We start from the raw sequence: 11440 nt of genomic DNA on the forward strand, positions 1-11440 counted from the left end.
ATAATATTTCCTCGTCAGGAATTCTTAAAACTATTTGAAACCTTCGTTTTCTTGTTTCATTTTAAACTGCATCAAAGCAGCAATGGATTTTGCTTTTGTTTTTGCCATGGTGGCTATTTTGCCTGAAAAAAGTTGATCGACCGTTTCGAAAAAAAGTTTTAACCACTGTTCAAAATGTTTTTCCTGGAATGGCATTTTCCTGTTGAGAATATAATGAACTTCCATGGCGTTTTTTCTGTAGGAAGCCGCATCTAATAAAAGGGTTTCCCAGAAATCGCAGATAATGGGAATATGATGCTCCCAGTTTACCCGGGCAATATCATTGAAAATAAAACCGATGGTATCATCATTTTTTACTTTTTCGTAGAAGGCAGTCATTAGTAGTTCAATATCTTTTCTTGATTGAATGTCCATCAGTAATTGTATTTGTCTTTCCACAGGGTCCTTAGAAATTTTCTTAGTTCCTCTTCCCGTGCATTTTTCCCGGGGTCGTAAAATTTTGTGCCGGATAATTCTTTTGGTAAATATTCCTGTGGCGAAAAGTTATTTTCATAGCTGTGAGAATATTCATAATTCTTGCCGTAGCCTAAATTCTTCATCAACTTGGTTGGGGCATTGCGTATATGCAAAGGCACTGATAAATCTCCTTTTGTGTTAACAGCGTTCATAGCGGCCCCGATGGCAACAGTAGCGGAATTACTTTTTGCACTTGAAGCAAGATAAATAGCACACTGGGATAAGATCAGGCTTGACTCCGGATATCCTATTTTGTTAACTGCTTCAAATGTTGCATTGGCCATTACCAATGCGGTAGGATTGGCGTTCCCTATATCTTCGCTGGCCAGAATGAGTAATCTTCTTGCAATAAATTTTACATCCTCCCCGCCCTCTATCATCCGGGCCAGCCAGTACACGGCTGCGTTAGGATCGCTTCCACGGATGGATTTTATGAATGCTGAAATAATATCATAATGTTGCTCTCCACTTTTATCATATAGAGCAATTTTCTTCTGGGCAACATCCATTACCAATTTGTCAGTAATTTCTAAAGCCCCACCCCCGGAGGGGTTTGAGGAGGTCACAAGCTCGAGCAGGTTTAATAATTTTCTTGCATCGCCTCCGGAAATATTGATTAAGGCTGAAGTTTCCTTTAATTCAATTGTTTTCTTTTTTAACAACTCATCTTTTTCCAGAGCTGTCCGTACCAGGAGCCTAAGATCTTCTTCATCCAGCGCTTTTAAGACATATACCTGGCACCGGCTGAGCAGGGCACTGTTGACTTCGAAAGAGGGGTTTTCAGTTGTAGCGCCGATCAACGTGATCGTTCCTTTTTCAACAGCACCCAATAGAGCATCCTGCTGCCCCTTGTTGAAACGATGAATTTCGTCAATGAACAGGATAGAGCCGGGTTTTGTCTTCGCTTGCTCTATAACTTCTCTTACATCTTTTACACCGGCGCTGATAGCACTCAATGTAAAGAACGGGGCGTTCAACGTATTGGCGATAATGTTCGCAATAGTTGTTTTTCCTGTACCCGGAGGGCCCCACAGTATCATCGAGGGAATCCGGCCATTTTCTATCGCAGTTCTTAATATACTCCCCTTTCCTGTCAGGTGCTTTTGACCAGCCAGCTCATCTAATGTATGGGGACGAATGCGTTCTGCGAGAGGGATCATAATTGTAACAGGTAAGCGATGATCAATAATTAGCCAAAGACCTGCAAATTACCGATTACCTGTCACATCTATTGCTGCTGTTGTCCGGCAAAACTTTCTATATATTCAGGAAGGTCATCATTGCCTGGCATAGACTCCAGTTTTACTTTATTTATTTCTTCAAAATGGTGACCATCTTCATAGCCCACGGAGACATACACAGAAAGAGATTGCCTGGCAGGCCCTTTAAAAGTTCCTTTAATCGGGGAGCAGTCATTAAAGTTGCGCCCTACGGCCAACTTTACATGATGACTGGTGACCCAGGCATTGTTAGTAGGATCATTGCCGATCCAGCCAATTCCGGGAACCCAGGCCTCTACCCAGGCATGAGTGGCGCCTTCACCACGCATGCCATTTTTGTTGGGGCAGATATAACCGCTGACGTAACGGCTGGGTATTCCCAGGCTTCGTAACATCTCCAGCATTACATGGGCAAAATCCTGGCAAACACCTGAGCGGTGATCCAGTATTTCAGCAACCGTTGTTTCAATATTGGTGATGCCTTTAATGTATTTAAATTGATTGAAAATAAAATTGCCGCATTTTTCAATGATCGTGGCAACCGGCATATCTTCCTGGTAAAATTCACTCACAGCTTCGTGTATCTTTTCCTTCAATTCTATTTCACTGATTTTTGATAGTTCAAGTAAGGAAAGATTATCGGCAATTTCTTTTTTCAGAATAGTTAAACCAGCCTGGTTATTAAGAAAAATATCTGGCTGTCCAAGTGTTCTCACGATAAGTTTGCTTTCAATAACAAGTTCCTTGTGCGATGGCATCAGGTTGAACATGCCAATTCGATTGCCCCAATAGTCTTGTATCAGATAAATTTCGGGCTGACCAGAAATGTGCAATTCATGATGCAGGGTTTCCTGTCCTGAACCGGAGAATGGATAAATTCTTATTTCGTTCACACTCTCTTTTACCGGTCGATCATATTCGTATTTGGTAATGTGATGTATATTAAAAACGGGCATTTCGTTCCTGGTTAGGCGTATGAAAAATAGATCTGCGTAAGCTGTTTTGAAAAATCGGTAAGATCATTGCGAAGCGAATATAAGAAATGAGGTAATCCTTCCTGTTTTATAGTATTCATATCGGCAAATTCCACTTTGCTGCAGATCCGGCCAATTTGTTTTTCCAAAGAAACACTACCGTCGACATGACATTGTTCTGCTATTTCTTTGAAGTAACGTTTGACCCGTTGCAGCGAGTAAATAAGTGAGCGGGGAAAATTCTGATTGAAAATGACATGTTCAATTACGTTCTGGTTGTATTGGCCCCGGGGATAGGTTTTCAGGTATAGCTCATAACCGGAAAGCGAAAGTAAAAGGTTTCGCCAGAACAGAATATCTTTTGGGATATCAAGCCGGTGTTCTATTTTCTGGGAATGAGCCAGTACGTTATCGATAGTAAGGAGGCATCGTTCGATAAATTTACCCAGGTTTAAAAATTGCCAGCCCTGGCCTCTCGGCATTGTACTATCAATGACACCATAGAATAAAACACTATTCTGATCCAGCATATCTATCACCTCCAGCGACTGAGAGCCGGTGACACGTTGTTCTATCCCCGGCTTATTTACAATATGATAACTTTGATTGACCAGTTCCCAAACTTCTTTGGTGATATAATCTTGTACACCGCGGGCATTTTCCCGGGCTTTAGTCAATAATACCTTACTTGAATTAAGATTTTTTGTATCCGTCACCAGGTATTTTAGGGCAGCATCGGGGTTTTCACCATACTGCGAAGCCACTTCATGATTGTAAGAGAACAAAATGATGACATCTTTCAGGGAAAAATCAGTCTGTTGATCGGTATCAAAAGATAAAATATAATTAGTGCGAATTACTCTTACCAGGCAATCGTTTCTTTCCATGTATCGGTTTAGCCAAAACAATGAATCTGCAATTCTACTAAGCATGAAGGGATTTAAGTTTAAAAGTTTAAGGGTTTAAAGTTCATTAGCGATTGTTACAGATCTACTACCCATGTATCCTTACTGCCACCTCCCTGCGAAGAATTTACAACCAGGGATCCTTCACGCAACGCCACTCTTGTCAGGCCGCCGGGAACTACTTTTATTCCTTCCGGTCCACACAGCGCATAGGGTCGCAGGTCAACATGACGGGGCTGCAATTTGCCGTCAATAAAACATGGTACCGTGGATAGCCTGATGATCGGTTGCGCAATAAATTCCCGGGGAGTTTCCAATATGGCTTTTTTTGCGCCGTTCAGTTCCTTCTCGCTTGCGGAATTTCCCATCACCATGCCATATCCACCGGACTGATTGGTCCGTTTGATCACCATTTTTTCAATATTATCAAAAACATATTTTCGTAACTCGTCATCCTCCAATCCATAAGTGGGGACGTTGGGTAAAATGATTTCTTCATTCAAATAATATTTGATCATGGCAGGAACGTAGGCATACACTGCTTTATCATCGGCTACTCCATTGCCTACAGCGTTAACAATAGCTACATTTCCTTTGCGATAGGCACTCATCAAACCAGGAACGCCCAAAGCACTATCAGAGCGAAATACCAGGGGATCGAGGAAATCATCATCAATTCTGCGATAGATGACATGCACTTGTTGTAAGCCCGAGGTCGTTTTCATATATACCTTATGGTTGTCTACAAGCAGGTCACGACCTTCTACTAATTGTACACCCATTTGCCTGGCCAGGAAAGTGTGCTCGAAGTAAGCGGAGTTATATACACCTGGGGTCAGTAATGCTACAGTAGGATTGGAGATTTGTTGCGGTGTGAGACTCACGAGAATATTATGAAGCAATAGTGGATAATTATTGATCATCCTGGCCCTGCTATTCGACAACATTCCCGGGAAAATTTTCTTGATTACTTCCCGGTTTTCCAACATATAGGAAACACCAGAAGGGGTCCGCAAATTGTCTTCTAAAATATAAAACGTGCCATCCTGGCTGCGTATCAAATCAATTCCTGAAATATGAACATACAGATCGTGTGGTACACGAATGCCAAAAACTTCTCTTGTATAATGAGGACAGGAAGCAATAAGATCAGCAGGGATGATCTTATCTTTTAATATTTGCTGTTCAGAATAAATGTCTTTTAAAAAAAGATTTAAAGCTCTCAGCCGTTGCTTTATTCCCTGCTCGATATGATTCCATTCGGAACCGGTTAGAATACGGGGTATAATGTCAAAAGGGAAAATTTTTTCTATACCTGCATCATCACTGTACACGGTGAAAGTGATGCCCTGGTTCATGAAAAGTTCACCAGCCAGCTTGTCTTTTTGGAGTAACGCATCCAGTGGGAAATTGGCAAAATCTTTATAGACCTGTCCATATTGCGATCGGATATTACTTTCGTGGCACATTTCATCCCAGGTGCCCGGATAAGTTTTGTATTGCTCAAAAAGTTGATGACCAGTCATAGCAGTTATTTTTGTAAAATAAAAAGGTTGCTTCACAGGTATGACATCTGTTTAGCAACCGTTTTGTCGAATATAATGAATTCCTCAAATATTTGCACTCTTTAAAACATTGAGTTTAAAAAACAGAGTGGGTATGAAGAATATCGGGAGATTTAGGTCGTTTAAGATAGATTATTTATTTTTTTGTTTAATGCCGGCAATCGGATTGTTTTATTACTTTGAACGAATGTTTGGAAAGCTAATGGTAAGAAGAAATTATACAGCCTTTTTTTTGTTTATTGGACTTTTAAGTCATAATGCCGGTCATGCACAGGTTATTTCGACTGAGCAAAGTTATGCGGCAAATTCTCCGGCCGTGGCAATGGTGCAAACGGTTTTTTCGGCAAACGTGTATGTTAATAAAGTAGAAATGAATCAACGCAGGTTTAACCAGCTTGTGGATTCTGTGCAACGACTTGACACGACCGGCACCATGTTTTCAGCAGAAGAAAAGTTGGATATTGTTGTAAAAGCTTTATACAATAGGCCATTTCGGTTCTTTTCCGCTACGCCGCAATATTTTCGCCAGCGGCATCGCATCCTATCTTCCGGAACAGGTTTTTTTATAACCGGGGATGGCTATCTCATTACAAATGCCCATATCATCGACAGAGACAGTTCCTTTATCAGGCGTAAGTTTACTTTGTCGACCTTCCAGGAAGTGACGGAAGCTAATATTAAAGCTTTGCAGGAATCATGGGCAATGGTATTAAATGACGAACAAAGAAACCTTTTAAATAATGCCTACAGCGCCATTTATTCCCAGGTGTCATCTATGATCCTGTTTGATCTGCAGCGGGAAATCTATGTGCAGTTTAGAACGGATGACGGCGATGATAAATTAAAGACAAAGCGATTGCCTGCCCGGGTTATTATCAAAGGAACACCCATGCCGGGGAAAGATGTAGCCTTGTTAAAGATTGACAGCGTATTCCAACTTCCAACCTTACCCCTCAGCAGAGAAACAAGCACAAGAATTGGCGAACAGGTATTAGTATACGGATATCCTGAGCCAGTGACGTCGAATACGTTCCTGGCAAGAGAAACGAATATTGAGCCTACCCTGACCTCGGGTATCGTAAGCGCTGTGAAAAGATCAGTAGGTGGATGGCCGGTTATTCAAATGGATGCCGTTATTACTCATGGCAGCAGTGGCAGCCCTGTTTGCAATAACAGGGGAGAAGTGATAGGTCTTGCTACCTTCGGCAGCCTTGAGCAGAAAACAGGAAGTCTTGCCTCAGGGTTTAATTTCGCCATCCCGGTTTCTATTATCAGGAGCTTTCTCGATTCGGCAAAGGTTGATACTAAAATGAGCCAGGCTGCACTGGCATTTAACAGGGCATTGAGTTTTTTTTATTCAGGGTATTATACTAAGGCATTAAAACGCTTTTCAGGTGTGAGAAAGATCAATGAAGAGTATCCGCAACTCAGTTATTACATTGAAATGTCTTCCAAAAAGATGAGCACAGGGGAGGACCGGGATACTATACAACGAAGGTCAGTTTTTCGGCTTGTTGCTCTCGGATTTATTATTGGAGGATTGTTGATTTATTCCCGTTGGAAATGGAAAGCCAATCGTAACAAAACTATTTTAAATTAATTTTTTTCAAATTCAAATTTCCGGTTCATAAAATTTTCATACAACTCAAGACGCAGTTTATATAAGCCAAAAAGAATCACCAGTTGCAGGATAAGCATGACAATGTAAAGTATCAGCAAGACAAATATGCTGAACGAAAAGTCAAAAAAGTTCTTGCCCGATACCATGGCAAGTTGTTTGATCTCCCTGACTTCGATAATGATAAACCCAAACAAAAAAGTCAGGAAAACAAAATTCAACAGAAAAAGCCTGTTGAATACTTTTTTCTGCCTGCCCTCGACCGGATTATCGGGATAATTGTTATTAACCAGGTTTATTGCCAGTATTGTCAACATAAATATTGAACTAAATAGCAACACACCCACAATGCTTCCAAACGAAATATGCTGAAGGAAAGTTAGCAATGCCTCCATGGCCTTGAACCCGGCAGCTATCATCTGCAGGATACAGAGCAGTCTAAACAGTTTCCAGCGGAGTGGCATCAGGATTTCAGATCCAATTTTATCTGTAGTTCATCAAACTGTTTGTCATCAATGGTGGCAGGTGCATCCAACATCACATCTCTTCCGCTATTGTTTTTAGGGAAAGCTATAAAATCACGGATGCTCTCGCTGCCTCCGAGTATTGCGCACAGGCGGTCAAAACCAAAAGCAATACCGCCATGTGGTGGTGCGCCGTATTCAAACGCACCCAGCAGGAAGCCAAATTTATGTTGCTGTTCGGCTTTATCCATTCCCAATGCCGCAAACATTTTTTCCTGTAACTCTCTTTGGAAAATACGGATGGAGCCACCGCCAATCTCATTTCCGTTTAATACCATGTCATAAGCATTGGCTTTGATATTGGCATAAGGATGATTCAGGTATTCTGCTGCAATTTCGATAACCGGGTTGTTGTTGATCATCGTTTCTATCTGCTGCGGCTTCGGCGAAGTAAACGGATGGTGACGGGCTACCCATCGATTGCCTTCTTCGTCATATTCAAACAGCGGGAAATCCAGTACCCACAACAATTTGAATTCATCATCTTTTCTAAAACCCAGGCGTTTGCCCATTTCAAGCCGCAACTCGCTAACGGCTTTTCTTGTTCTTTCCTCGGCTCCGGCCAATATCAAAACAAGGTCACCGGCTTTTGCCTGTGTTGCGTCAGCAATAGCTTTTAATTTTTCTTCAGTATAAAACTTATCGATACTGCTTTTATAACTGCCGTCTGGATTGCATTTTATAAAAGCAAGACCTTTCATACCGATCTGCGGACGTTTTACCCATTCGGTCAACTCATCTGTTTGCTTCCGGCTGTATTCGCTGCAACCGGGAACGGCAATAGCCAACACGGTTTCCACCTCATCAAATACTCTGAAGCCGGCACCATCAATTAAATCACGGTTGTCTTTTTTTGTTGAATAAACAGAAGAAGGTTTTTTCAGGTTCAACAGTTGCATTCCAAACCGGATGTCGGGCTTGTCATTACCGTATTGCCACATAGCATCTTCCCAGGTCATCCGCTGAACGGTTTCATTATAATCTATCCCTTTAACTTCTTTGAAAATAGATTTGATCAAACCTTCAAACATTTCTAAAATATCTTCTTGCTCCACGAAAGCCATTTCACAGTCGATCTGGGTAAACTCGGGTTGACGATCGGCTCTAAGATCTTCGTCGCGGAAGCATTTTACCACCTGGTAATAACGATCATATCCGCTTACCATCAGCAACTGTTTGAAAGTTTGCGGCGATTGGGGCAATGCATAAAATTGACCGGGGTTCATCCTGGAGGGCACCACAAAATCCCTGGCTCCCTCTGGCGTGGATTTGATCAGGAATGGCGTTTCAATATCCATAAAGCCATTCGAATGCAAATAATTTCGTGCAGCCCGGTTTACTGCATATCGCAGTTCCAGGTTTTTCTTCACAGCATTTCTTCTCAGATCGAGATAGCGATACTTCATGCGAAGGTCGTCGCCACCGTCAGTTTTGTCTTCAATAGTAAAAGGAGGAACGGCCGATTTATTGAGAATGGAGAAAGACGAGATATTTATTTCAATCTCGCCTGTGGGTATGTTACTGTTCTTGTTGCTTCTTTCGCTTACTTTTCCTGTGGCTTGCAATACAAACTCCCGGCCCAACGGATTTTCATCAAGCTGTTTATTCAGTTCTTCACCAAATAATAATTGGGTGATGCCATATCGGTCACGAAGGTCTACGAAAGTAATGGCGCCAAATTTCCGGACAGTCTGTACCCAGCCGGCCAGGGTTACTTCTTTTGAAACGTCTGTTATTCTTAATTGGCCACAGGTATGAGTTCTATACATGGAAATTCTAAAATTATGCGTTAAAGAGTCCAACAAATCAGCTGGAAGGCTTTACAGCCAACGGTTTACGCTTCTTTATGGGCGGCAAAGATAGTAAGCGAGACAGTATTGGCCAATTCAACTATAAATTGGCCAGGATTCTAAAGCAGTGTTGTAATAAATCTTCCGGGAGGCGTAATGTGTTATGACGTCCAATTGTTGCTGAAGCAGGATTAAATATATTGAACTGCCGAATAGCTTTTCACCCTGTTGGCTGCTAGTTCATTGATGAATTATACGTAGATTTACTAGCGGAAAATAACCAGTATATGTTTGCAAGTTGTTCATTCGTTGTCTATATTTAAACACCGAACCGTGCACTATGCAATCAATTCTTCAAAGACTGAGTGGCCTGTTTTCCCGAACTTCCCGTTCGGCCATAACCCCACTACCTGAAGAAGAAAGTATTGATGCCGCCATTTTCAATGATTATTCTTATGTGATCGGAAGTGTGTTTTCTTATTTCAATGATCTCCCGATTTATTCTAAATGGAAATTTGTAAAAAGAGCACACCAGTTTCGTAATCAGAAACGATTTCATTTCATCGGGATGGAAAAAAACGAAGCCACAGCTATCCTGGTAAGTTCATCGGCTGTGCAGGTAACATTCGGTTTAAAAAACTACCAGCTATCTTACTTCAAAGACATTTATATCCTGGCCGATGCTTATCGCATGGATAATGATGATGAGCTGTATATCGGTCATGTTGCTCCTGATGGAATCTATTTGTCATGGAAACATTTTTTGTACGGGTATTCTTATAAAAACGACAACATCAATGTAGCTGTGCACGAGATGGCTCATGCTTTACTCTATAATAACTTTTTTGCTCAGTATGGTATGGATCCGAATTTTCGATTGAACTATGAACGGTTTTCCACCAAGACCGGCCCCATACTGGCAGACGTTATCGCAAGGCGTCGCAGTTATTTAAGGAGCTATGCCTTCAGTAATATGCATGAGTTCTGGGCAGTGAGTGTCGAAGCATTTTTTGAAAACCCGGAAGGCTTGCGAAGGAATATGCCTGATCTCTACGAAGCATTAAGCCATGTACTCAACCAGGACCCTGTAACGAAAACTAAATTGCTCATAATCGAACCATGATTACTTTATTTCTGCTCTACCGTCTCCGTCTTTTTATCAGGAACTATAAAAAAAGACGATTAGCAACAGCTGTAGCTACTTCGAAAGAATTTTTCTAAAGCGGGAAACATCAGCATCTTTCGCAATCGGCTCTTCATATAAAAGATGGTCAACCAACTGTCTTGCAAAAAAAGGCGCTAAGGAACATCCTTTTGTACCCATGCCATTCAATATCCCGACCGATGGATGTAAGGGATGGAGTCCCACAAAGGGCCGTCGTTCCAATGTTGCAGGCCGCAACCCCGATCGATGTTCAACAATTGTAAAAGGAATTTTTAACCATTGCGTTAAAACTTGCTCTGTACTTTGCTTAAAGGCCATTGATGGCCCGGCATTTTCGAAATCCCAAACATAGCTGGCGCCAACCCAAAACAGATCTTTCTCCGCCAGCGGAACAATCATCATTGATTTCTTATAAATATGCGTGTCGGGTAAACCCGGAATCGAAACTACCAATGCTTCTCCTTTATTGGGTGCAAACGGGAGTTGTTTGAAAAAAGGATTTTCAAAACTGGATGTGCCATCGCAGAATATAATTTTATCGGCGACAATATCTTTATACTCAATTTTATCGGCTTCAACCTTTAAATGTTCCAGCTCAAAAATTTCTTCCAGTAAATTGTTGCCTGCAACCAGTGTTTTTCGCCAGGCAGGTAATAATGTTTCGAGGTGCGCCGTATAGGCAGGTCGTATTTCACCACAGCCAAATTCATAGTTAAACCAGTTATTGAAATGATTTTGTTCCGGGTAGGCGTGTACATATTTATCGCCACTTTCAATCTTTTGTAAAAAACTTTCCCGCATGAAAGGGTTGGGAAAAAAATCAATGATTGTTTTTTGAGAAATGGCGGTTATTTCCAGGTCATGACCCAACTCCTGGTAGGCTTTCCATGCATGGGGTAACACTTCATCCACCATCCACACCGTTACTAATCTTCTTCCGGTAACCGGATTGATGATGCCAGCTGCGATTTTTGAGGGGGCATTTTCATAGTTGTTATCAATGACTAAAAAACTTTTATTTTCTTTTTGCAAATAATAGGAAAGAAAAGTTCCACTGATGCCCTGTCCAATGATCAGATACTCTGTTTGCATAGGCAAATATAAATCCTCAATAGCCAACGCTCAATATTCAATGTTCAACCGGCTTATAATTGATAATTGAA

At 41.4% G+C, this 11440-nt stretch carries 10 protein-coding genes; 2 read left to right on the forward strand and 8 right to left on the reverse strand.

All coding sequences use genetic code 11. The features are described from left to right. Positions 1-30: 30 nt before the first annotated feature. The 5 genes from ACFEL9_RS05100 to ACFEL9_RS05120 all read right to left on the reverse strand — a co-directional run bounded on the left by ACFEL9_RS05100 (position 31) and on the right by ACFEL9_RS05120 (position 5141). On the reverse strand, positions 31-438 hold the full coding sequence (locus ACFEL9_RS05100; RefSeq protein ID WP_385886716.1) for a group III truncated hemoglobin: 408 nt from the start codon (positions 436-438) through the stop codon (positions 31-33). Then, positions 414-1676 carry a replication-associated recombination protein A gene (locus tag ACFEL9_RS05105; protein WP_385886718.1) on the reverse strand — a complete coding sequence of 421 codons (1263 nt, stop codon included), beginning with the start codon at positions 1674-1676 and terminating at the stop codon, positions 414-416. The genes ACFEL9_RS05100 and ACFEL9_RS05105 overlap by 25 nt, the downstream gene beginning before the upstream one ends. Positions 1677-1744: 68 nt before the next feature. Then, positions 1745-2692 (reverse strand): transglutaminase family protein, encoded by a 948-nt coding sequence (locus ACFEL9_RS05110; RefSeq protein ID WP_385886720.1) that lies wholly within the window; start codon positions 2690-2692, stop codon positions 1745-1747. 11 nt (positions 2693-2703) lie between these two features. Next, positions 2704-3642, reverse strand: a complete 939-nt coding sequence (locus ACFEL9_RS05115; protein WP_385886721.1) for an alpha-E domain-containing protein — start codon at positions 3640-3642, stop codon at positions 2704-2706. Between the two features lie 50 nt (positions 3643-3692). After that, the gene (locus tag ACFEL9_RS05120) at positions 3693-5141 is read right to left on the reverse strand and encodes a circularly permuted type 2 ATP-grasp protein (protein WP_385886723.1); all 1449 of its coding nucleotides are present in this window, start codon (positions 5139-5141) and stop codon (positions 3693-3695) included. A gap of 133 nt (positions 5142-5274) precedes the next feature. Here ACFEL9_RS05120 and ACFEL9_RS05125 point away from each other — a divergent pair, with 133 nt between their 5' ends. Beyond that, positions 5275-6780, forward strand: coding sequence for a S1C family serine protease (locus ACFEL9_RS05125; RefSeq protein ID WP_385886724.1), 1506 nt, complete (start codon positions 5275-5277; stop codon positions 6778-6780). Here ACFEL9_RS05125 and ACFEL9_RS05130 read toward each other — a convergent pair. Both ACFEL9_RS05130 and aspS read right to left on the reverse strand, forming a co-directional pair. Then, the gene (locus ACFEL9_RS05130; RefSeq protein WP_385886726.1) at positions 6777-7262 is read right to left on the reverse strand and encodes a hypothetical protein; all 486 of its coding nucleotides are present in this window, start codon (positions 7260-7262) and stop codon (positions 6777-6779) included. The genes ACFEL9_RS05125 and ACFEL9_RS05130 overlap by 4 nt on opposite strands. Further along, positions 7262-9091, reverse strand: coding sequence for an aspartate--tRNA ligase (gene aspS / locus ACFEL9_RS05135; RefSeq protein ID WP_385886728.1), 1830 nt, complete (start codon positions 9089-9091; stop codon positions 7262-7264). The genes ACFEL9_RS05130 and aspS overlap by 1 nt, the downstream gene beginning before the upstream one ends. 361 nt (positions 9092-9452) lie before the next feature. Between aspS and ACFEL9_RS05140 the strand changes: the two genes are divergently transcribed. After that, positions 9453-10235, forward strand: a complete 783-nt coding sequence (locus ACFEL9_RS05140; RefSeq protein WP_385886730.1) for a zinc-dependent peptidase — start codon at positions 9453-9455, stop codon at positions 10233-10235. Positions 10236-10310: 75 nt separating this feature from the next. On the opposite strand, the gene ACFEL9_RS05145 is transcribed toward ACFEL9_RS05140, so the two are convergent. Beyond that, positions 10311-11369, reverse strand: a complete 1059-nt coding sequence (locus ACFEL9_RS05145) for an NAD(P)/FAD-dependent oxidoreductase (protein WP_385886732.1) — start codon at positions 11367-11369, stop codon at positions 10311-10313. Between the last annotated feature and the right edge of the window lie 71 nt (positions 11370-11440).

Source organism: Terrimonas alba, from assembly GCF_042434975.1.
Lineage (GTDB): Bacteria > Bacteroidota > Bacteroidia > Chitinophagales > Chitinophagaceae > Terrimonas_B > Terrimonas_B alba.